General features: G+C 48.6%; 15 protein-coding genes. 7 read left to right on the top strand and 8 right to left on the bottom strand.

The window, feature by feature from the left end; translation table 11 throughout:
• The first annotated feature begins 78 nt into the window (after positions 1 to 78).
• From DC20_RS10355 to DC20_RS10325, 7 genes are all read left to right on the top strand, one after another.
• A complete protein-coding gene (locus DC20_RS10355; RefSeq protein ID WP_062543769.1) occupies positions 79 to 1,911 on the top strand; it encodes an ABC transporter ATP-binding protein in 1,833 nt (610 codons plus the stop codon).
• A gap of 168 nt (positions 1,912 to 2,079) precedes the next feature.
• The gene (locus DC20_RS10350) at positions 2,080 to 2,574 is read left to right on the top strand and encodes a hypothetical protein (RefSeq protein ID WP_062543768.1); all 495 of its coding nucleotides are present in this window, start codon (positions 2,080 to 2,082) and stop codon (positions 2,572 to 2,574) included.
• A 6-nt stretch (positions 2,575 to 2,580) separates the two neighbouring features.
• Positions 2,581 to 3,165 (top strand): D-sedoheptulose 7-phosphate isomerase, encoded by a 585-nt coding sequence (gene lpcA, locus DC20_RS10345; protein ID WP_062543767.1) that lies wholly within the window; start codon positions 2,581 to 2,583, stop codon positions 3,163 to 3,165.
• A 114-nt stretch (positions 3,166 to 3,279) separates the two neighbouring features.
• Positions 3,280 to 4,818, top strand: a complete 1,539-nt coding sequence (locus tag DC20_RS10340; protein ID WP_062543766.1) for a YifB family Mg chelatase-like AAA ATPase — start codon at positions 3,280 to 3,282, stop codon at positions 4,816 to 4,818.
• 311 nt (positions 4,819 to 5,129) lie between these two features.
• Entirely contained in the window at positions 5,130 to 5,762 is a 633-nt protein-coding gene (locus DC20_RS10335) for a porin family protein (RefSeq protein ID WP_062543765.1), read from the top strand.
• A gap of 361 nt (positions 5,763 to 6,123) precedes the next feature.
• Positions 6,124 to 6,774 carry a porin family protein gene (locus tag DC20_RS10330; protein WP_062545906.1) on the top strand — a complete coding sequence of 217 codons (651 nt, stop codon included), beginning with the start codon at positions 6,124 to 6,126 and terminating at the stop codon, positions 6,772 to 6,774.
• 184 nt (positions 6,775 to 6,958) lie between these two features.
• Complete coding sequence (locus tag DC20_RS10325; protein WP_062543764.1) at positions 6,959 to 7,609, top strand: porin family protein; 651 nt, start codon at positions 6,959 to 6,961, stop codon at positions 7,607 to 7,609.
• Between the two features lie 91 nt (positions 7,610 to 7,700).
• Here DC20_RS10325 and DC20_RS10320 read toward each other — a convergent pair whose 3' ends face one another.
• From DC20_RS10320 to uvrA, 8 genes are all read right to left on the bottom strand, one after another.
• Positions 7,701 to 9,071: a dipeptidase gene (locus DC20_RS10320; protein ID WP_062543763.1), complete on the bottom strand. Its 1,371-nt coding sequence runs from the start codon at positions 9,069 to 9,071 to the stop codon at positions 7,701 to 7,703.
• A gap of 204 nt (positions 9,072 to 9,275) precedes the next feature.
• The gene (plsY, locus tag DC20_RS10315; protein WP_062545905.1) at positions 9,276 to 9,920 is read right to left on the bottom strand and encodes a glycerol-3-phosphate 1-O-acyltransferase PlsY; all 645 of its coding nucleotides are present in this window, start codon (positions 9,918 to 9,920) and stop codon (positions 9,276 to 9,278) included.
• A 203-nt stretch (positions 9,921 to 10,123) separates the two neighbouring features.
• The gene (locus tag DC20_RS10310; RefSeq protein WP_062543762.1) at positions 10,124 to 15,337 is read right to left on the bottom strand and encodes a hypothetical protein; all 5,214 of its coding nucleotides are present in this window, start codon (positions 15,335 to 15,337) and stop codon (positions 10,124 to 10,126) included.
• A 21-nt stretch (positions 15,338 to 15,358) separates the two neighbouring features.
• Positions 15,359 to 16,198 (bottom strand): 50S ribosomal protein L11 methyltransferase, encoded by an 840-nt coding sequence (prmA, locus tag DC20_RS10305; RefSeq protein ID WP_062543761.1) that lies wholly within the window; start codon positions 16,196 to 16,198, stop codon positions 15,359 to 15,361.
• 267 nt (positions 16,199 to 16,465) lie between these two features.
• Complete coding sequence (gene tpiA, locus DC20_RS10300; protein ID WP_062543760.1) at positions 16,466 to 17,230, bottom strand: triose-phosphate isomerase; 765 nt, start codon at positions 17,228 to 17,230, stop codon at positions 16,466 to 16,468.
• Between the two features lie 184 nt (positions 17,231 to 17,414).
• A complete protein-coding gene (locus tag DC20_RS10295; protein ID WP_062543759.1) occupies positions 17,415 to 18,566 on the bottom strand; it encodes a lycopene cyclase family protein in 1,152 nt (383 codons plus the stop codon).
• Complete coding sequence (locus DC20_RS10290) at positions 18,556 to 19,221, bottom strand: carotenoid biosynthesis protein (RefSeq protein ID WP_062543758.1); 666 nt, start codon at positions 19,219 to 19,221, stop codon at positions 18,556 to 18,558. The genes DC20_RS10295 and DC20_RS10290 overlap by 11 nt, the downstream gene beginning before the upstream one ends.
• A gap of 260 nt (positions 19,222 to 19,481) precedes the next feature.
• Positions 19,482 to 22,298, bottom strand: a complete 2,817-nt coding sequence (gene uvrA / locus DC20_RS10285) for an excinuclease ABC subunit UvrA (RefSeq protein WP_062543757.1) — start codon at positions 22,296 to 22,298, stop codon at positions 19,482 to 19,484.
• Between the last annotated feature and the right edge of the window lie 31 nt (positions 22,299 to 22,329).

The raw sequence follows: 22,329 nt of genomic DNA, 5'->3' as shown, positions 1-22,329 counted from the left end.
TTTCTCGGAAAATAGAGCTAAAAGGTCACCTTGCTACTCCATGCTGTTTCATTCCTGCAAAGCAGTACCTTTGCAGGAATGAAGACTTATTTCCGCATTTTAAAATTTGCGCGGCCGTTTAGCCAATACGTTCCGTGGTACGCCATGGCCACTTTACTGGCAACCATCTTTGGGGTTTTGAATTTCGGGTTGCTGGCTCCTTTGCTGAAAGTGTTATTTGGGCAGGCGAAAAGCATGGATGACATTCCGGCAGTAGTGCCGGCCTTTGAATTCAACATTGCGTGGTTTACCCAGTTTTTCTATTACCATGTGGGGCAGATCATTCAGGCCGAAGGCAGCATTGGTGCCCTGCGCTTTATCTGCATTCTGTTGGTGATTTCAGTGCTGCTGGCCAACGTGTTTCGCTACATCGGTCTCCGGATTGAAGGCGTGGTGCGGGCAAGGGTGGTAAAAAACTTGAGAATGCAGGTTTTTGAGCGCTTAACGCAATTGCAGTTGGGCTTCTTCTCTAACCAACGCAAAGGCAACATCATGTCAACACTCACCAATGATGTGCAGGAAGTAGAGAACTCAGTAGTAAGTACGTTGAACGTGCTGTTTCGGGAGCCTTTTCTGCTTATTGGCTACTTTGTAGTACTCTTCTATATCTCGCCGCAGCTTACTTTTTTCAGTTTGCTTGTACTGCCGGTGTCAGGCCTTATTATTTCTACCATTTCCAAGAAACTGAAGCGGCAATCGTCGCAGGGGCAAGATGCGTTAGGGTCTATCCTGGGCATTATTGATGAAACCCTGAGTGGCTTGCGCGTGATCAAAGGGTTCAATGCCCAGCCATACGTGTTAGGCAAGTTCAGACAAAGCAACAGCCTGTACGCGCGCATCATCACCTCCATGAATAACAAACGCAGTTTGGCCTCGCCTTTCTCTGAGTTTATGGGTGTGACAGCTGTAGCGGGTATCCTGTTTTACGGCGGCTCTCTTGTATTGCGTGGCGAATCTGATTTAGGCGGGGAAGATCTGATTGCGTACCTGGCTTTGTTCTCACAGGTGCTGGTGCCAGTGAAAGCCATTTCCAACGCGTTCAGCAACATTCAGCGCGGGTTAGTTTCCGGAGAGCGGGTACTCAAGTTAATTGACACTGAACCATTGATCAGAGACCGGCCAGACTCCAAAACGTTGCCGGAGTTCACCCAGGCCATTGAGTTCAAGAACGTTAGTTTCCGGTACGACAATGACCCCATTCTGCAGGACATCAACCTGCGTATTCCCAAAGGCAAAACCATTGCGTTGGTGGGCCCATCAGGCGGCGGAAAGTCTACGCTGGCCGATTTGTTGCCGCGTTTCTATGACCCTACGCAAGGCGCCATCACCATTGACGGCTTAGATTTGAGAGACTGCTCCCTGCATTCTGTAAGAGAACAAATGGGGATTGTGACGCAGGAATCTATTCTTTTCAATGATACCATCTTTAACAACATAGCTTTTAATAAAACCGATGCCACCGAAGCCGAGGTCATAGCTGCCGCCAAGATTGCGAACGCGCATGAGTTCATTGTGCAGTCGCCGGATGGCTACCAAACCGTGATCGGCGACCGGGGCAGCAAACTTTCCGGTGGCCAGCGCCAGCGGTTGAGCATTGCCCGGGCCATCCTGAAGAATCCGCCCATTTTGATTATGGACGAAGCCACGTCTGCCCTGGATACCGAATCAGAGAAACTGGTGCAGGAAGCCTTGACCAACCTAATGAAGAACCGCACCTCCATCGTGATTGCCCACCGCCTTAGCACTATCCAGCACGCAGATGAAATCATTGTCTTGCAGGGAGGCCGCATAGTAGAGCGCGGAAATCATTCTGGGCTGGTGCAGCAAGGGGGCTTGTATTTCAAACTGACCCAGATGCAGCACACTACCTAAAAAATAAATTCTTCTTTTTCAGGAGCCGCTTTGGGCCTGTTTTCTCGGAAATAGGCCCAAAGCGGCTCTTCTTTTACAAGCCTGCCAGAACCTTGCACAGCTATTTTCCGGCTTTTGCGTAAAGCCTATAATATTCATTATTTCTAATGTTTAAAAACGTGTGTGCCTATGGAGACTTTGAAAAAAGCGATCAATATTCTGGTGATGGTGTATTTGCTTATTGCCTTCCTGTTTTTGCTGCGCATTCTCAGCGTCTCTAAGTTTGTGGCCCTGTTTGATTTAACTGATAACGCAGAGTTCTTCAACTACCTGCTTTGGGGCGGAGCAGTTTTGCTATTGACAGAACTCTTGCTGGAAAACGCGTATATTGCCACCCTAAAACGAAGTTTGGGCCGTGAGAGCAGGCAGCATGCCGAACTAAGGGCGAAGCACACAGAATGGAAAGCGAAGCATTATGACCAGCAGTTAAAAACCTCTGCCGCTCCGCTTATTCCAGAATCTGGGTCTGCCCGGCCGGAGCCAATTCCTCCGGCAACTGGCCCCCATGCAGAGCAGACCTGGACAACAGAGCAGGGACCTATTATTACGCCCGCTCCCATGCCACCCACGTTGAACCCCGATCAAAATCCCAACTTGCCGCCGACAGACCGCCGGCCACATTAATACTACATGACTACCTCGCCTTCTGCCCTTATTCTGCAGGAACTGCAACAAGCCCAACAGGTGCTAACTGATTTTCTGGCCCAGCCCGCTACCATTTCTTCCATTGAGGCGGCAGCCCAGCTCATGGCCAACAGCCTGAAAAACGAGGGCAAAATTCTTTCCTGCGGCAACGGAGGTTCCATGTGTGACGCCATGCACTTCGCAGAGGAACTCACCGGCCGCTACCGTGATGACCGCGCCCCTATGGCCGCTATTTCCATCTCAGATCCAAGCCATATGAGTTGCGTTATCAATGATTACGGGTATGATCACGTATTCTCCCGCTATGTGCAGGCGCTCATCAGACCCGGCGATGTATTATTGGGTATCAGCACCAGCGGCAACTCGGCTAACGTGCTTAGAGCCGCCGAGGCCGCCAAAGCGGCAGGCGCTCATGTTGTCACGCTTACCGGCAAAGACGGCGGCAAACTGGCCTCTTTAAGCGATGTGGAAATCAGAGTTCCCCATTTCGGCTACGCCGATAGAATTCAGGAAATCCACATCAAAGTCATTCATATTCTCATTCTGCTACTGGAGAAACAAATGGCATAGCCTTACCGTCTGTCTGGAGGTAGAAATTAAGTGAGGCACCACAAACATCGGCTCGTCGCCGAAGTTGATGATGTTGCCTCTTGCAGTTAATTCAATATTCTATCTGTAAATTCTATGCTTGTAAAGACCTACGGAAGCGCCGTACAAGGCGTGAACGCGTTTACCATCACCATTGAAGTCAATGTTACCCCGGGTACGAAGTATTACTTAGTGGGCCTGCCCGACAACGCCATCAAAGAAAGTGAGCAGCGGATTGAATCTGCGCTGAAGCACCATGGCTATCGGATGCCGCGCCAAAAGGTAGTCATCAACATGGCTCCCGCCGATGTCCGGAAAGAAGGGTCTGCTTATGACCTGCCCATTGCCATAGGCATTCTGGCCGCCTCAGACCAACTCATCACCGACCACCTGGACCAGTACCTTATTATGGGCGAACTGGCACTTGATGGTGAGTTAAGGCCCATCAAGGGGGTGTTGCCCATCGCCATCCAGGCGCGCAAAGAAGGATACAAAGGCTTTATCCTACCCAAGCAGAACGCCCAGGAAGCCGCCATTGTAAATAACCTGGATGTGATTGGCGTCTCCAACTTAAAAGAAGCCATTGACTTCCTGTCCGGCGACCTCTCCATTCCTCCCTTAAAAATAGACACCCGCGACCTTTTTCAGGCCACTGTGCACCAATACACCGCTGACTTCGCCGATGTGCAAGGCCAGGAAAATATAAAGCGGGCTTTGGAGATTGCGGCAGCCGGTGGGCATAACGTGATCATGATCGGGCCTCCGGGCGCCGGTAAAACCATGCTGGCCAAGCGGCTGCCTTCCATTCTGCCGCCGCTTACACTGCATGAAGCGCTGGAGACTACCAAGATTCATTCGGTGGCTGGAAAGCTGGGCGCACAGGGATCTTTGATGGCGCAACGTCCGTTCAGAGCCCCGCACCATACCATTTCAGATGTTGCGTTAGTAGGCGGAGGAGGCAACCCACAGCCCGGTGAGATTTCATTATCGCACAATGGGGTTCTTTTCTTAGATGAGTTGCCGGAATTTAAACGCACGGTGCTGGAAGTAATGCGTCAACCGTTGGAGGAACGGCGGGTGACTATTTCCCGCGCCCGTTTGACCATTGACTTTCCGGCCAACTTTATGCTGGTGGCTAGCATGAACCCGTGCCCTTGTGGATTTTATAACGACCCCAACAAAGATTGCGTCTGCGGCCCGGGCGTGGTACAGCGTTACCTGAACAAAGTAAGCGGACCGCTGCTGGACCGTATTGACCTGCACGTAGAAGTAACGCCCGTTTCGTTTGACCAAATGACTGAGACGCGCAAAACAGAAACCAGTGCAGACATTAGAGAACGGGTAGAGCGGGCACGGCAATGGCAGGCCAGACGGTTTGAAGCCTTTCCTGAGATACATTCCAACGCCATGATGCCTCCTCAGATGGTGAAAGACCTTTGCCGTATTAATGAAGCAGGCAGGTTGTTGTTGAAGACCGCTATGGAAAGGCTAGGTCTTTCTGCCAGGGCGTATGACCGCATTCTAAAGGTAAGCCGCACCATAGCTGATTTAGCCGGATCAGAGGACATCAAGATAGAGCACCTGGCTGAGGCCATCCAATACCGAAGCTTAGACCGTGAAGGCTGGGCCGGGTAAGCTGATTCTTTTATAGGTAAATCTCTCTTTTTCAATCCTTCAGTTGACCTGCTGTGACTAACGGCAGATCAACTGTAGGATTTTTTATGTTTTGTTCAGGTGTGAATGGGGGTATAATAGATGTAGCTTGTCTAGTAAGTAGAAGAGGCCCGAAACCTTTGCAAAGGGATGCTTAGATGATGTGATATTAGCCTATCTCCTACTAAGACCCTCTACAGAATACTTATTTATTAGTATATATTCAGTCCACTATTATCATTAACTAGCATCCAATAAAAGGAAGTAATTAAACCACTAAATTAAATCCAATCATGAAAAAACTTCTATTCTTTGTTGTCGCATTATTCACCACCTATTTTGCCCAAGCTCAAGAGGGAATCAAGATAGGCATCAAAGCTGGACCTAATTTCAGCACTATCTCTGGTGATGATGTAGATTCTGATGATGCAGAAAAACCCGAATACAAATTTGGCTTCCACGCCGGAGCCTTCTTGGACTATGGAATTTCAGACATGTTTTCAATTCGTCCAGAGTTACTTTATAGCATAAAAGGCTTCAAAGTTGAAACTAATGAAGATGATGCTGAACTTACATTGAAGTCTAACACGCACTATTTGGAACTCCCAATTTTAGCAAGAATCAAAACTGGTGAGAGCGGATTGTTCTTTGAAGCTGGCCCAACCTTTTCTTACCTTTTAACAGCAAAATCAAAAGCTGAAGGTCAATTCATGGGCGAAGAATTTGAAGAAACTGAATCAGGCACTGACGGATACAACAAACTAGACGTTGGGTATGCTGCTGGAATTGGTTACCAATTAGCTAGTGGCCTTGGAATTGGTTTACGCTACAATGGAGGCCTAAGCAAACTAGACGAAGATGGTGAAGCTAAAGTATATAACTCTAACTTCATGCTGTCACTTAGCTGGGCATTTGGCGGGAATTAAATTAATCCCTTATAAGCATAAAAAAAGGCCTGCTAGCAGGCCTTTTTTTATGCTTATTCTTTTACAAACACTTGAGTTGCTAATCTTAAGTTAGCATGCCCTCCTAAAGTAAACATAGCAACTTCTGTTTTTAAAAATAAAGGTTTTAGCTAAGAGTAACTGTCATCACTTTAAATACCTGAATAGCAGGGCTCCAAATCGTATTTTTATCTTTTTCCAAGTTGTTTAAATACGGATGCCCCATAAAATAACAAAAATTTCATCTGTAAAGAACCAACATTTTCTAAAAACACCGTATAAGGGGATGAGTTTTAAAAGGGCTGGTCAGACAAACAGCCCATTACCCAATTCTATTACCTCTATGAAAAAGATTGTATTATTTTTTGCAGCCGTGCTTTCTTTCAGCGTTGCACAGGCACAAACTGGCCCAAAAATCGGTCTTAGAGCCGGGGCAAACTACTCCAACATTTCTGGTGATTTAGACAACCAGGACGTTTACAAAAACAAAATTGGGTTTGTAGGTGGTTTAACCGCAAACTTTGACCTCACCGGCGATGGCTTCCTGTCAGTACAGCCAGAATTACTGTACTCGCAACGTGGTTATCAGTACAGAGATGAGGAGTACATGATTGGCAACCAAACGTACAGAAGCGAAGGAAGTGTCAACTTCAACTATCTTGACTTACCTGTGCTTTTAAAAATCAACGCAGGTGGTTTATTCTTTGAAGGCGGACCTCAAGCGTCTTACTTATTAGGCATCAAAGACAAAAGCGAAAGCTTTTTAGGAAACAGCCAAACTGAAACTGAGAGAAAAGTCGACAAAGACGATCTTTCTGAATTAGAAATCGGCTATGTAGCTGGTTTAGGATATCAGACACAAGGTGGCCTTAGCTTAGGCCTTCGCTACAACGGTAGCATTAACTCCCTGGCAAAAGACGACCATGATGAGCTTACCAATGCCCGGCACTCTACTTTCCAACTTACCTTAGGCTACCTGTTTGGTGGCAGATAAGTAAAAATGACTTTAAATAAGGGGAGCCGCTTTTGCAGCTCCCCTTATTTTTTGCCCCTCAACTTCAACTTGTTACCTTTAACCTAGCGTAAAACCTGATTACCAAACCAGATAAAAGTGTTTTAGGCACAATGTTTGATAAAATACTTTCAAACATTGGAACTAAACTCAACTTTTTTAAACCATGAAAAAACTAGTCTTCTTATTTGTAGCAGTAGTAGCTTCCTATGCTGCACAAGCGCAATCTTCATTCGGGATAAAAGGTGGTCTTAACTACTCAAACCTTTCTGGTGACTTACAGAATGAAGAAAGATTCAACAACAAAATCGGTTTTAACGCCGGGGTTTATTTCAACGCTCCTATAGCGGGTGATTTCTTCTCTATTCAGCCAGAGGTGCTTTACTCAAACAAAGGGTACAAGTATGATGACAAAGTAGAAACTACCTTATTAGGCACTGAGTACCGTTATGAGGGTACCTCTAACTTCAACTACATTGACGTACCAGTACTGGCCCGCGTGAAAGCAAGCAGTTTCTTCTTTGAGGCTGGTCCACAGGTTTCTTACCTGGTAAGCGTGAACGACAAAACGAAACAGTACCGCAATGGTCAATTAGAAGACCGCACTGTAAGTGAGAGAAGTAAATCTGGTTATTCTGACTTTGAAGTTGGCTACGCGGCCGGACTTGGTTTTGCCACTGCCAATGGTTTCAGCCTGGGTCTACGGTACAATGGTGCTTTCACTGATCTGGTAGAAGACACAAAGGTACGTGGCGAGTTCAAAGATGCCCGTCATTCTTCTTTCCTGTTATCAGTAGGCTTCCCATTAAGCAAATAAGTTTGCTAAGGGCCTATAAACAGAAAACCCGCTACCATAGTAGCGGGTTTTCTGTTTATAGGCCCTTTCAGAAAAAGAGCCCTAAAAAGCATTAGTCTTTCTTAGTGTGTAAGGCAGCGAAATGCTGATAGAACAACGGAATGGTTTCAATACCTTTCATAAAGTTAAACACTCCAAAATGCTCATTAGGCGAGTGAATGGCATCTGAATCTAGCCCGAAGCCCATCAATACAGTATCTGTTTCCAGCACAGACTTGAACATGGCCACAATAGGAATACTGCCTCCGCTGCGCACCGGCACTGGCTTTTTCCCGAAGGTATCTTCCATGGCCTTGGCGGCTGCCTGGTACCCGGCCGAAGTAGTGGGAGTAACTACTGGTTCGCCCCCATGGTGTGGTTTCACGACCACTTTCACACTAGGTGGTGCTATAGACTCAAAATGTTTCTGGAACAGTTCGGTGATCTCATCAGAGGTCTGGTTAGGCACCAAGCGCATAGAAATCTTTGCAAAAGCCTTGGACGGAATAACGGTTTTAGCGCCTTCACCAGTGTAGCCACCCCAAATGCCATTCACATCCAGCGTAGGCCTAATGGAGTTGCGTTCCATGGTGCTGTAACCAGCCTCACCGTGTACATCTGGTAGATCAAGTGCTTGCTTGTAGGCATCTAAGTTGAAAGGAGCGTGGGCCATCTCGGCACGTTCTTCCTGGCTCAGTTCCTCTACGTTGCCATAAAACCCAGGGATGGTGATGTGGTTATTCTCATCATGCAAAGAGGCAATCATCTTGCACAGGATGTTGATAGGGTTCGCCACTGCGCCGCCGTACAAACCAGAGTGCAGGTCGCGGTTGGGGCCGGTTACTTCCACCTCATGGTAGCTAAGGCCGCGCAAACCGGTCGTAACGGAAGGCACGTCGTTGGCCAGCATGCCCGTGTCTGAGATTACAATAATATCTGCTTTCAGGCGCTCCTTGTTTTCTTTCACGAAGGTAGCCAGGTTAACAGAACCCACTTCTTCTTCGCCTTCAATCATGAACTTCACGTTACAGGGCAAAGCCTGCTGTTGCATCATGGTTTCAAAGGCTTTCACGTGCATGTAGGTCTGGCCCTTGTCATCACAGGCCCCGCGGGCGTAAATGTTCTCATTTTTAATGACCGGCTCAAACGGCGGTGAATCCCAGAGCTCATAGGGGTCAGCGGGCTGCACATCATAATGCCCGTATACCAACACCGTAGGCAAAGCGGGGTCTATGATCTTGTCGGCGTACACAATGGGGTTGCCAGCAGTCTGGAACAACTGGGCATTATCGGCACCGGCTTCTTCCAGTTTTTCCCGTAAAAATTCGGCGGCGCGTAACACGTCTCCTTTGAAAGACAGGTCTGCACTTACTGATGGAATGCGTAACAACTCCAGCAACTCCTCCAGGAACCGATCTTTGTTTTGCTCAATATAGGCTTTCATAGTCTGCGTTTGATGTATGGGTGAAGTTAAAAACAAAAAGCGTCTTCCTTCTTAAAGAAAGACGCTTTTGACAGTATCTACGGTTGAATTTACATCGGCAGCGCCAATATTTAGGCATTTCTCACTATCCTTTCTCAGTTTTTGCCTCTTTTTCAGAAAATCTGGTGTAAACTGGTTTTCAGATAAGCCCAAGAAAAGAATAATCTACTTACTCCTGAAAGGGTTGATGTTGGCCTTGCTCTCTACACCCTGCAGAAGGCGGGTAATGTTCTTTTTATGCGTGAGCACCACCATAATGGCAATGAAAATACCAAATACAGGCAGCAGAATGGTATCTGGTTTGAACATGGGCAACAGCAACAGCAAGGGGAACGCAATAGCCGCCAGCATAGAACTGAGGGAAACATATTTGGTTAGCAGCAGCACCACTATAAAGATGCCCAGACAGATCAAAGCTACCTGAAGATGCACCGCCAGTACCATGCCCATGAGCGTAGCCACGCCTTTGCCCCCCTTGAAACCCACGTACACTGGGAAGATATGCCCAATCACGGCCACCACTCCCAGAATCAGTTTGAACATGATTAATTGCTGTGGCTCTATCACATCCCAGTTTAAAAGTAAATTGGCCAGTGAAGTAGCCGCCCAGCCTTTGAGAATGTCTACCGCCATCACAATGGACCCCGGCTTTTTGCCTAAAACCCGAAAGGTGTTGGTAGCCCCGGCGTTCCCGCTGCCATGCTGGCGAACATCTATGCCGTAGTAGCTTTTGCCCACCCACACCGCGGTGGGTATGGCCCCAATCAGATAGGCCAGTAATATAATTCCGCCAATAATGACTACCTCCATGTGTTTGTGCTGTTGCTTTGATTTGTTCTTGCCATACGGCAAAAAGGGGTGCTTTGCCGCACTTATCTTCCTCCAAATATAGGAAAACCCCTAGGAACACCCAATCACCCGCCCTAAATGCGACATCCCGTTTTCAAGCTGATTTTAGAAAATCAACCTGAAAACGGGATATCAGAAATGCACGTCTCTAAAAAGAACCAGACTTAGTTTCCTACCGGGTCAATGTCTGGCGGTGGTACTTCGCCCTTCTTCTTTTTGTCTTTTTTCTTTTTACCACCGGCTTCTTCCTGCTCTGTTACCGGGGTTTCAAAGCCAGAAGGAATAGCGTCAACAGCTTCTTCTTTCTTTTTCTTTTTGTCTTTTTTTGGTTCTTCTGGTTGGGCTACCGAGGTGTCAAAACCTGCCGGAACAGCTCCTGAGTCTGCCTCCTTCTTTTTCTTCTTTTCTTTGGTTTCAGGCTGAGCTACTGGAGGAGCGGTATCAAAGCCGGCAGGAACAGCACCAAAATCGGCTTCTTCGCCTTTCTTTTTCTTTCTGCTCTTCTTTCCTGATTCTTCCTCTGGGGCAGTGTCAAAGGTGTTGTAAACCGGCTGTGGAGCTACTTTCAGAGGCTCTTTACCTAAGTATGTTTTCCTGAAGTAGTTCACGAACTCCATCCTGTCAATGTCCTCCAGCGGATAGAAGGTGTAAGAACCTCCTTCCATGCCCCTGCCTTTAGACTTGGAGGCAATGGCGGCATTGAACTGCGGGTCTGAAGAAGCCATTCCCATTCCTCCTTCAAAGAAGTTAAAGTAATACCACACGTACGGGTTCACCTCCAGGTACATGGTCACGGCATCGCCGGCGGCACCAGCTTTGATTTCCATGTGCCCGGTGATTTTGGCGTTCACATCTGCTTTGTCTATACCGGCAATACTGATAGGCCCTACACTGTGCCAGGCATTGGTTTTAGGCGACCACTTCAGGTTTACCTGGTTCAAGACCAGCGTGTGAATGAGTTTATCAGATATCTTGGAGAAAGGAACGTAGCCTTTTGCCGTGGCGGTATTGAAATCTGCTACGCCTTTGTCACCGAGGAACGCCGCCAATTTAAATGGCAGGTCAGGTTTGTTTAACTCTATTCCTTCTGGCAGGCCAGCTGCTTCTTTGGCTATTTTCTGGCCCATGCTTTCAATGGCCTGAGAAGGCGCATCAAAATCAAATGCCATGAAGGCGTCTAAGTCATACCGGCTGCTATCCGTACGGCCGGTACCGCTGCCTGCCGCGGTCAGTTTAAAGCCCTTTACTGGTTTAACCAGGTTAAACTTACCGTCATACTTCACTTCTTTGGTGACATCACTGTACTGGAGCATATTGCCCGAGTAAGAGTTTCCGTAAGCCCGGCCTTCATCACCTATTTTGTATTTCTTGGCTTCTTTGTCAAAGGACAGCACGCCCTGCACTTCAAATACATCTAAGTCATCGTCAAACTGTTTTTTAGACACGAACGTGTTGTAGATCTTGCCTGAAGTAGTGTTGATGTGAAGGCCGGTTTTCAATGGAGTGCCATCGGCTAAAGCCGGATCTTTGATTTCTAAGCGGATGTCCTCTGGGTTTACGTTGCTGCGTTTATACGGGAACCAATCAGAGTCTTCAGAACCGCTGAAGAGCATTTTGGCAAAACCGTCAAAATTGAGGGTTTTCTGGTTAGAGGCCAGAGACATGTTGCCATGGTAACGCACTTTAGGAATAAGGAACAAGGTGTCTTTTTCCTGAACCGTTCCCTCTGCCAAAAAGAAAGCCGGACCTTTAGACTCGTCTTTCTTGCCTCCTTCAGGCTTGGTCCAGGCGAACTTGTCAAATTTCACTTTGTAAGAATCACCGGTAGCGTTGGTGAAGGTATACAGTGCATTACCGGTCATACCAAAGCGGTTGTCTATGTGCACCTCGCCTCTGGACATCTGGTGGAATTTCTGAACAGAGTCCATGGCCAGGCTGGCCTTCTGGAAGGTTCTCAGCTCAGAGTCTTTCAGGAACTGCACCCGGTTGCTGTCTGGAATGATGTAACTGTCTCCAATAGGAATGTACGGCACGCCACTAGCCACCAGAGTATAGTTGCTGAAGTCGTAGGTGGCATTCTTTGCTTTAAAGCTGAGCGAGTCATCACCAGATTTCATGGAGTAGAAGTATGCCTCTCCCCCATCATTTCCGCTGGAAAGGGTCAGCTTCCTGGCTTTAAAGTCCCACTTACCGGCAGACAAAGAAGATTTGTATTGGGCAAACGGGAACTCTGTGGTGGCATTCCCTTTTGTTTCAGCGCCGTACTCTGCGTATCCTTCATCCATGTAGAAGTCCAAGAACACGTCATAAGTGGTAAGGGCTGGCATTTTCCTGTCTGCGGAAGCCACTTCCATGCCGGCCTTGTTTCCATGTATCAAACCTTTCTTGAACACGAACTGCGGCGACTTCATGGCGACTTCTTTGTTCTCTACCACGCCACTGCCAAACAAAGATGAAGGGGTAAAGCCCAACATGCCTTTGTAAGTGAACCGGTCATTGAAGATGCTCATTAGCTCTTTGCCCACCGTATGAATCTGTAGGGTGTCTTGGTAGGGGTGCCAGTTCATCTTGAATGACTTAAACGAACCGCTTGGGTAAGAACCCTGGGCTACGGTGCCTTCTTTGAAGCTACCTTTCTTTCCTACGTCAGTCATGGCAGAGTCAAGGTAGAACACAAAGCCCGGAGACTGCATGGTAGCTGTTTGGTAGCTTAACACGCCTTTTCCTCTCAAGCCCTTCGTGTCTAAGGTAAGCGTATCTGTAAACTTTCCTTTGCCTCCGTACACCGCATAACCAGCTTTTGGCACCACATACGAGAACCCCAGGGCACCATCGGGCTGAACGGCTAATTTGGTTTCAAAGGGCGGGAAGATACCGCCGGAGTTGAAGGTTCCTTTAAACCCAATAACATTGTGCTTGGTGCTGGCCATGCTGTCAATCTTGAACGGTGGTATGTTGAAATACACCGTGGTATCATAAACTCCGCCCAGAATTTCAGGCTTGTTGAAGTATACCGTGGCACCTGAGATGGCATCTAATGCCGGGTAGCCTAATGACTTCTTCCGTCCAGATTTGTTGTCTGGCCGGTTGATGTACAGTTTAGCCTGTCCCTTTCCGCCGCGGTTCACCAGGGTAAATGGCGTCTCTTTGTCTTTGCCGTCTTTGCCTTTGGTTTTAGTGGTAAGAACAGTAGAGTCAATTTTGGCCAGATCAATGAAGAAACCGTCATAGTCAAACAGAAACTCTTTGCCTCTAAAGCTAAAATCAGTTGATTTCACTTTACCATTGAACAGGATATTCCGGTTTTTCTGGATGCGGATGGTCTGGCTATCTGGTATTGCGATGACGGCCGAATCTGTGTGGAAGGCAAATGACTTCACGCCCCGTAGCACCAGGTCTCCGGTGGTAAGGTCCAGGGTAGCATTACGCCCGGCCGGCGACAAGGCGTTGATGTTGATGTAATCAAAGTCTTTCTTGTTGCGGGAAGCATCTACGTGGTGGTAGGCTTTGTCTCGCAGGTGCACATACCCTGAAGCCGGATCATAGTCCAGGTAATTGCCTTGTGACAAAGTGGTAAGCGCATTATGCAAAACCTCCTTTTTGATCTTGGTATCTTCAGACATATCCGCCAGAGTGAAAGTCTTGGAGCCACGTTTCAACGCGTAGCCTACTGTACTATACAGCGGATGGAAGTTGGAGATGGTTTTGATTTGCTGAAAGCGGCTCAGTGTGAAGTATTCTTTGGAGTTCACCTGCACCGGCACCTCGTTCTTAGCGGTCAGAATGGCAAAGTCTATTTTCGGCTCTGTGATGTTCCAGGACGCCATATCGGTGGTGAGTTCTACCTGGTGGTAAGAGTGGTAGTAAGGCGTCAGTTTGTAATGGCCTTCCGGATTGATCAGGACCAAGCGCTTCCCTGTCTTGTTGTACTTCAGTTTCACCCCAGGGTGCGTGATAGAATCTTCCCCCTGAAAAAGGGCAACCCCGGCTTCCGGTGCGGTAATCAAGCTATCGTTTATGGTATAGTTTCTGGAAGAAGCCCTGAATTTGGCCTCCCCGTTTTCAGACACCCAGATAGTGGAAGGGCTTCCATCCAGAGCGGCACTCATCAGGGTACCACCGGCTAAAGACAAACCTCCCAGATACTTAACATCAGAGCCAAAGCGCTTGATCTTGGCATTGTTAGTGTGAGAGATAAACTTAGGATAGCCGTTGTCGCCGTTGGCCTTGGAGCGGGTCAGCTTGTATTCCAAATTTCCGCGAACGCTGTTCTCCGTCACGGCCGGATAGGTAAGCGTCACGTCTTCGGCTTTGAAGTAAGGCTTACCTACTTCAAATGCCAGGCCCTTGAACTCGGCCGTAGCATCTCCACCTAATTGGTTCCAAACCAGTTTACCGCCTTTTCCTACGTACATGCCATTGGCCAGAGAAATTGCTCCACTGGCGTCTTTGATGGTGACAGAGTCAAAGGCTGAGGTCAACAGCAGGTCTGTTTTCTCCAATACCACCACCGGACCTGCCAATACAGGCAGAGGGGTAGCAAAGTAGTCTTTCTCAGCTACTGGGGCTGGCTCTTCTTTAACTGGAGCCGTAGTTTCTTTTTTAGCAGCTGTTCCTTTGGCACCAGCCTTTGAACCTGTAGAAGCTTTGGCGGTTTTAGAGGCCGCCGGTTTAGGCTTGGTTACTTTCTTGGGAGTTTCCCAGGCAGCCCAAGGGTCTTCCTCTACCTGCTTTACTACTTTCTTGGGCGCTGGCTTGGGAGCCGGGGCAGCAGTTTTGGCTGCCGGAGTAGTCTTGGCTTTGGCGGTGACAGGTGCTGGTGCTGCTGGCGTGGGCTCTGGCCCCCAACCTGCGTCTGAGGCAGGTTCTGGCGTGCCTTCCCGGTAATCAAACGAGAAGGTGCCATTTACGGCTTGTAAGCCATTGCTTGGTCCTTTATACAGCGTTTTGCTCGCGAGAAATTGATGGGTAGTAGCTAAAAAACGTTCATACACTTTCAGATCCTGCTTCTGCAGGGTTTGCTCCATTACCTTCAGGAGTTGATCTAAGTGATTGCCCGTGTATTGGTATTGGTTCACGCTGGTGCCCAAGGAACCCAGAAAGTTCTCAAAGTGCGGACGGGCCTTCAGCTTTTTCTTCAGCATTTGCTGTGTGAGGTCCATGACTTTGGCTTTCTGGGTACTACTCAGCCTGCCACTGGCCCAGGCGGTCTCAAAACCAGAACTGGCTTTCATTGCCGCTTCGTTTTTGGTGCCGGCCATCATAGCACGCACATCCAGCACAAACTGCTCCTGATTGTCTGGAGACAGCTTATACGTTTGGGCATACCCAGCTACTCCGCACAAAAGAAAAATGAGAGAGAGATAAAAATGCTTCATAAGAAAAGGGTAGTAGACTGACTATTTACTGGCTGGTTTCCGAAAGATGGCCGAAACCCAGTTGTTCTTGTTTCTGGACGACTCAAATATGAGGCCAAGTTCAGTTGCTCTTTCCTGCAACAGCGGAAGGTCTTCGGTATAGAACCCGCTTAGCACTAATGGGCCGTTGGGCTGCAACTTTTGGGTGTACACAGGCATGTCTTCCAGCAACACGTTGCGGTTAATATTGGCCAGAATCAAATCAAAGGGAGCCTCTGAGGCTAGAACGGAGGCATCTCCCAAGCGAACATCCAGAGAAGAACAGTCATTGCGGTCTGCGTTTTCCCGGGCGTTTTCTACGGTCCAATCTTCAATGTCTACCGCCACTACCTCTTGGGCACCCAACAACTTAGCCATAATGGCCAGAATACCGGTACCGCAGCCCATGTCCAATACCCGTTTCCCTTCATGGTTCAGGGTTAATTGGTTTTCAATCATGAGCGTGGTGGTCTCATGGTGCCCTGTCCCGAAGGACATCTTAGGCGTGATCACAATATCATAGGCAACGCCCTCAGGCTTAGGATGGAAGTCTGCCCGTACAGAGACTTGCCCAGCGATTAACAACGGTTCAAAGTTCTTTTCCCACTCCTCGTTCCAGTTCTGCTTGGCGATGCTGCGAGTCTGGTAAGGGAACTCGCCTGCAAACTGGTAACGGGCCAATACCTCCTGCACGGCTTCTTCAGAAAATCTATCTTCTTCAATGTATGCCTGAAACCCTTCTTCAGTCTCCTGAAAAGTATCAAACCCAAGTTCACTTAACTCAGCAATCAGGATTTCAGCGTATTCTGTAGTTGCAGTAACCGTTACTTCAATAAAACTCATATTGGTTGTTCTAAAAAATCTGCCATTATGCAGACACTCGGTAAATATTTTAACGAAAATAAGAGTAATATCTTGCGTTTTAGACTTATTTCTAGAAAATGATGACCATGCAATGAAAATATTTTCCTTTCCTAATTTACTTCCTTAAATGAACCAAAGAGGCTTAAAAACAATTTGGGCCTGTTTTAGCTAAAACAGGCCCAAAAACATAGGGTTAATTCTATATGCTACCTCGAAGCCTTCCCTTGAAAGTCTCAGAAGTGAAAACTAGAAAGATTTAATGATGTCTGTAAAGTCTCTGGACTTAAGAGAAGCGCCGCCAATAAGGCCACCGTCTACGTCTGGCTGGGAGAACAATTCTTTGGCATTGCTTGGGTTAGCGCTGCCGCCGTACAGAATGGTTTTGTTGTAAGCAGCCTCCGCGTCAAAAATGCGGGAAAGCTCTTCTCTAATAGAAGCGTGCATCTCCTGCGCCTGCGCGCTGCTGGCGGTTTTGCCTGTACCAATGGCCCAGATAGGCTCATAGGCAATTACAATCTGGTCAAACTCTTCGTTGCTCAAATGCGCTACGGTCTCTCTCAACTGCTGCGCTACGTACTTGAAGTGGTCTTCGGCTTCGCGGACCTCCAACGGCTCACCGCAGCAGAAAATAGGCTTGATGCCTTGCGCCAATGCTGCCTTCATTTTCTTCAACAACAGGTCTGCATCTTCGTTATGGTATTGACGGCGCTCTGAGTGCCCTACCAACACGTACTCCACGCCTACTGACTTCAACATGGCTGCCGACACTTCACCAGTATAGGCACCGCTTTCGTGGGCACTCACGTCCTGTGCTGCCAGGTGCATGCGTGGATTTCCCTGAATCAGTTTCCCTACCGAGTTCAAAAACGGAAAGGGCGGTGTAACAATCACCTCCACGTTGTCTCCGGTGACCTCGTCTCTCACCATGTTATCAATTTCGCTTACCAGCGCCTGGGCATCCTGGTAGGTTTTGTTCATTTTCCAGTTACCGGCAACAATGTTTTTTCTCATAGCTTAAGTTTTGATAGAAGCGGCTCTTCAACCAAACCGCATTTTTAGGTTCTTTTTCTAAAAACAGGCCCACAACGGCTTCAACTGTCTTGTGGCAGAAGCTGTGGCTGGGCCGCTAAGTTAATACTTTTGATTTACGCCGCTGCGTTGCACTGGTTTTCGCACCAGATGGCTTGCGTAGGCTTTATTTTGGTAATCCTTGCTTAAGAGCAGCAGGCAGAAAGATGTTTTTATCTACCGCGTTCATGATTCTGAGGTCTTCCAGCAGGGAGGTTTCTTCGTTCAGGAATTTGAGAATGAGGTTCGCTGGTAATTTGCTGAACATGGCATGGAATACCTCCCAAGGTTCCTGCTTCTTTTCTGAAAGCACCCGCAAAAAAACGCTGTCATAAAAGGCGAACTTATCAACTGCCTTGTGAGTGCCCGCTAATGGCTTTTTGCCTTTTGCCAGATTCCTGGCAATGGCTGCGCACTGCCGCTGGATAAAACTAAAGGTGTACCCCGTAGATGCTTTGGTTGCCCCGCCCGCCGTGCCTATGTTGATGACCCGTTCGCCCATTCCTTTAGAAAAAGGGGCATCCGTCATGGGAATTATCCCGAACTCTTCATGGGTGATTTCATAATCGGTGAGGTGCAGGTAATCGCGGAGGTATGCCTTTATCTCCTGATCATATTCTTCCTGCTCCAGCGCCGCTTCAGAGAACCCTGTGTACTCCACCAATGCCTCATGGGCATTGACCGGCAGCACGTACATAAACCGGCAGTCGTGGTGCTGCGCTACCCTGAAATCCATGAGCGTGGGTTCCTCGGGTTTGAAAACAGGCGTGGCCGTTTTGATAAAAATGCCCTTGAAATGCTGCAGAAGGTAATACTTAGAAGGCAGCTTAGGAATTTGAAAGAGCACGCTGTTGAATATATACTGCGCCTGATACACCGCCTGTTTTCCTTTGATCACCCCATTGGCATCCATAGACACGATCTCGTCTTGCCGAAACTCCACGTTAGGGTACTGCTCCATCAACTTAAAACAGTGCTGGTAAAACGAGAGGCTGTCCAGCATTTTGTACCGGTACGGGCTGATGTCCAGCAAGGCCGAGAACTTCTGGGAGTGGAAGTGCAGTTTGCTCCATTTGATTTTGAGGCAGCTTTCAAACGGACTTTCTCCGGTTTCCCAAAAGCACCAGGTACGGTCGTTGGTTTGTTTCAGGTCCCGGTCCAGCAGCAGAATGCGTTTGGTTTGCAGATTTTTATGGCCCAGCAGATGGCACACCAGACTCAGGCCCGCCGCTCCTGCCCCGGCAATGATGTAATCATAGGTGAGGGCTTTATCGGGCATACAGCAATTCCACTAAGTTGAGCAGCAGGAAAAACACGAATTGCACCAATAGAAAATAAGGTGCAAACAGGTTTCTGGAGTTCTTCAGCAACGGAATGAGCACTAGCGCAAACAAAAAACTGAATACGTACCAGCTCAGGTAGTTCTGCAAAGGAGGCGTATGGTTCTGCCAATACCAGAAGTCGAACTTTTCGCAGACTTGTTCAATCAGAAAATCAATGCTGACCGGGATGGCTGCTGCTACCGCTGCCTTCACCAAATAAGGTTTCTTCCATTGGTTCACTACCGCCGCGGCTGCAAAGCACAACGCCGCCCAGTTCATCCCAATCACCAATGGCACCGCCATGAATTTGAACCCGAAGGCCTCGCCGTAATGGTACGCGCCAAACACCTTTCCCGTAGCTACACCAATAATTTCGGCGGTTAAGCCTACCAGGAACACGCCTATCGCTCCTACCACCATTTTCACGTTAAGCCTCCGGTGGTTCCAGAGCAGCAATCCGGTTGCCAAAATCAAATTCAAGGGTGTGTTGCTCAGAAACCACTCGCGGTAAGAGGTATAAAACCCAATGAGTCCGCACACGTGGAACAAGCAGATAATGCCTACAGAGATCTGGAGCTTGTTGACAGGAAGAGGAGCGGTGAGTTCCTTCATTCGTTACTGGACTTGGTGAGATAGTAGCACAGGCAGATGTACGCTGTGGTGGCAATATAGTCAACCAGAACGAAAAGGAATTGTTACGTCTTTTGAACAAGCAGCAAAATAGGTAGAGAGGCAAAGCATACTTCTTCTCTACAGGTACTCCACAGCATTCCAGATTCATTCAAACAAAAAGACCTGTAAGGTTTCCCTCACATGTCTTTTTGTTGATTAGCGTTTAGCGGCCATTCCTCAAAAACAGCCGCTAAACAGACTTATAACTTTGGCTTCAGATAGCGGCCGGTGTGGTTGTCTTCCTGCTTGACCAAATCCTCTGGGGTACCTTCAAAAAGAAGGTGACCGCCATTGGTACCACCTTCCGGACCGAGGTCAATGATCCAGTCGGCGCATTTGATGATGTCCATGTTGTGCTCAATCACCAGAACCGTGTTGCCGTTTTCCACCAAGGCATTCAAGGCCGTTAGCAGCTTGCTGATGTCATGGAAGTGGAGACCGGTGCTGGGCTCATCAAAAATGAACAGGATATTACCGTTATGCGGGGTAGCACCTTTAGTCAAGAATGACGCCAACTTCACGCGCTGCGCCTCCCCACCCGATAAGGTATTACTGGACTGTCCTAACCGGATGTAGCCTAAGCCTACATCTTGCAGCGGCTTCAGTTTCTCCAGAATCTTAGGCTGGTCTTTGAAGAAAATCAAGCTATCATCAATGGTCATATCCAGCACCTCGGAGATGTTTTTCTCGTGGTACTGAATATCAAGGATGTCTTGCTTGAACTTCTGTCCGCCGCATGCCTCACAAGTCAGGTAGATATCAGCCATGAACTGCATCTCAATTTTCACCTGACCTTCACCCTGGCATACTTCGCACCGACCGCCTTCTATGTTGAAAGAAAAATGCGACGGCTTGAAGCCGCGGGCTTTGGCCAACGGCTGATCGGCGTACATGGTTCTAATGGCATCGTAGGCTTTCACGTACGTCACCGGGTTAGAACGCGACGATTTGCCAATAGGGTTCTGGTCCACAAACTCCACGTGACTCACTTTGTTGATGTCACCGGTGAGTTTGTCGAATTTACCGGTGGCATCGGCATGGCCACCCAACGCCTTGATGAGTGATGGAGCCAGAATTTTCTTTACTAAAGTAGACTTACCAGAACCACTCACCCCCGTCACCACCGTCATCACATCCAGCGGAAACTTAGCCGACACATTTTTGAGGTTGTTTTCGCGAGCCCCATGCACTTCCACGCAGTTGCGCCACGGTCTACGTTGCGCAGGCACGGGCACCTCCATGCGGCCGCTCAGGTAACGCCCGGTATAAGTATCGCTTTTGAGCAATTCATTGAACGTACCCTGAAACATGAGATTTCCGCCACCGGAACCTGCCTCCGGACCAATGTCAAGGACCTGATCAGCTACTTCCATCATGCCTTCTTCGTGCTCCACCACAATCACCGTGTTGCCCATCTGCTGCAGGGTGCGCAATACGCCAATGAGTTGATCGGCGTCTTTGGGATGCAAGCCGATGCTGGGCTCATCCAGGATGTACATGGAACCTACCAGGGCGCTACCCAGAGAGGTTGCCAGGTTGATGCGTTGGCTCTCGCCACCGGAAAGCGTATTAGAAAGCCGGTTTAAAGTCAGGTAGCCTAAGCCCACGCGCACCAGATAACTCAAACGGTTGGTTACCTCAGTTACCAGACGTTCGGCTACGGCCATATCATGCTCGCTCAAGCTCAGATTCTGGAAGAAGTCCAGCGTTTTGGTCACGGGCATGAGCACCAGATCGGTGATGCTTTTCCCGTCTACTTTCACGTAACCTGCATCTTTCCGCAGACGTGAGCCTTTGCAGTCTGGACAGGCGGTACGCCCCCGGTAACGCGACAAAAGCACGCGGTACTGGATTTTGTGCGTCTGCGCTGAAATGTGCTTGAAGAAATCGGTAAGGCCACCAAAGTACTTATTGCCTTTCCAGAGCAACTCCTGCTGTTCTTCGGTGAGCTCGTTATAGGGTCGATGAATGGGAAAATCAAAGCGAACGCCGTTCTTGAGCAAAGGCTGCAGCCACTCGTTCTGCTTTTCGGTGCGCCACGGCGCGATGGCTCCTTCGTACACCGTCAGGCTTTTGTCTGGGATGACCAAATCTGGGTCAATGCCCAGTACACTGCCCCAACCTTCGCAGGTCTGACAGGCGCCGTACGGGTTGTTGAAGCTGAAGAAGTTCACGTTGGGCTCCTCGAACACCATGCCGTCCAGCTCAAAGCGGTTGGAGAACACGCGGGTCTCGTCGCCTATCTGGATGTGGCATTCGTCGTGGCCTTCGTAGAAAGCAGTCTGCACCGAGTCAGCAAGGCGCATCTGTAGGCTTTCGTCTTCTTCGCCCTGCTTGATCACGGCCCGGTCAATCAATATGGACACCGTGCCTTTTGGTTCTTTCTGCCCTTCAGCGATGAGTTCCTCAATAAAAGAGACCTCGCCGTTGTACAGCACGCGGGAATAACCTTTCTGCAAAAGCAGGTCCAGTTCTTTGCTGAGCTTGCGGTCTTTGCTTTGCTGCAGCGGCGCCAGAATCATCACGCGGGTTCCGTCCTCCAAGGTCATCAGGAAATCGACCACGCTACTTACCGTGTCTTTTTTCACTTCCTGCCCCGAAACCGGCGAAATGGTCTTGCCTATGCGCGCATACAGCAGTTTAAGGTAATCATAAATTTCAGTGCTGGTACCCACCGTGGAGCGGTTGTTCCGAATGCTCACCTTCTGCTCTATGGCAATGGCCGGACTGATGCCACGGATGTAATCCACATCGGGCTTGTCCATACGTCCCAGGAACTGGCGGGCGTAAGAGCTTAAACTCTCCACGTACATGCGCTGCCCCTCGGCATACAAGGTGTCAAACGCCAAAGATGATTTACCGGAACCGGAGAGGCCGGTCACCACTATGAACTGGTTGCGCGGTAAGGCCACGCTTAAGTTCTTTAAGTTATGAACGCGGGCCCGTTTGATGATGATGTGCTCGCGGGCGTCCAGCGCGTCTAGTTCTGTATCTTGTTGAATGAGATCTTCTGTCATATAGAATTATAGCCTCTCTAGAACAACAACC

The organism is Rufibacter tibetensis, assembly GCF_001310085.1.
In the GTDB taxonomy this organism is placed as follows: domain Bacteria; phylum Bacteroidota; class Bacteroidia; order Cytophagales; family Hymenobacteraceae; genus Nibribacter; species Nibribacter tibetensis.
Note: the sequence above shows the minus strand (reverse complement) of the source record. Positions and strands in the feature narration are given on the sequence as shown.

What these genes read in the sequence shown, in the direction of transcription:
- DC20_RS10355 (WP_062543769.1), top strand. Translation starts at nt 79, where the DNA reads ATGAAGACTTATTTCCGCATTTTAAAATTTGCGCGGCCGTTTAGCCAA.
- DC20_RS10350 (WP_062543768.1), top strand. Translation starts at nt 2,080, where the DNA reads ATGGAGACTTTGAAAAAAGCGATCAATATTCTGGTGATGGTGTATTTG.
- lpcA (WP_062543767.1), top strand. Translation starts at nt 2,581, where the DNA reads ATGACTACCTCGCCTTCTGCCCTTATTCTGCAGGAACTGCAACAAGCC.
- DC20_RS10340 (WP_062543766.1), top strand. Translation starts at nt 3,280, where the DNA reads ATGCTTGTAAAGACCTACGGAAGCGCCGTACAAGGCGTGAACGCGTTT.
- DC20_RS10335 (WP_062543765.1), top strand. Translation starts at nt 5,130, where the DNA reads ATGAAAAAACTTCTATTCTTTGTTGTCGCATTATTCACCACCTATTTT.
- DC20_RS10330 (WP_062545906.1), top strand. Translation starts at nt 6,124, where the DNA reads ATGAAAAAGATTGTATTATTTTTTGCAGCCGTGCTTTCTTTCAGCGTT.
- DC20_RS10325 (WP_062543764.1), top strand. Translation starts at nt 6,959, where the DNA reads ATGAAAAAACTAGTCTTCTTATTTGTAGCAGTAGTAGCTTCCTATGCT.
- DC20_RS10320 (WP_062543763.1), bottom strand. Translation starts at nt 9,071, where the DNA reads ATGAAAGCCTATATTGAGCAAAACAAAGATCGGTTCCTGGAGGAGTTG.
- plsY (WP_062545905.1), bottom strand. Translation starts at nt 9,920, where the DNA reads ATGGAGGTAGTCATTATTGGCGGAATTATATTACTGGCCTATCTGATT.
- DC20_RS10310 (WP_062543762.1), bottom strand. Translation starts at nt 15,337, where the DNA reads ATGAAGCATTTTTATCTCTCTCTCATTTTTCTTTTGTGCGGAGTAGCT.
- prmA (WP_062543761.1), bottom strand. Translation starts at nt 16,198, where the DNA reads ATGAGTTTTATTGAAGTAACGGTTACTGCAACTACAGAATACGCTGAA.
- tpiA (WP_062543760.1), bottom strand. Translation starts at nt 17,230, where the DNA reads ATGAGAAAAAACATTGTTGCCGGTAACTGGAAAATGAACAAAACCTAC.
- DC20_RS10295 (WP_062543759.1), bottom strand. Translation starts at nt 18,566, where the DNA reads ATGCCCGATAAAGCCCTCACCTATGATTACATCATTGCCGGGGCAGGA.
- DC20_RS10290 (WP_062543758.1), bottom strand. Translation starts at nt 19,221, where the DNA reads ATGAAGGAACTCACCGCTCCTCTTCCTGTCAACAAGCTCCAGATCTCT.
- uvrA (WP_062543757.1), bottom strand. Translation starts at nt 22,298, where the DNA reads ATGACAGAAGATCTCATTCAACAAGATACAGAACTAGACGCGCTGGAC.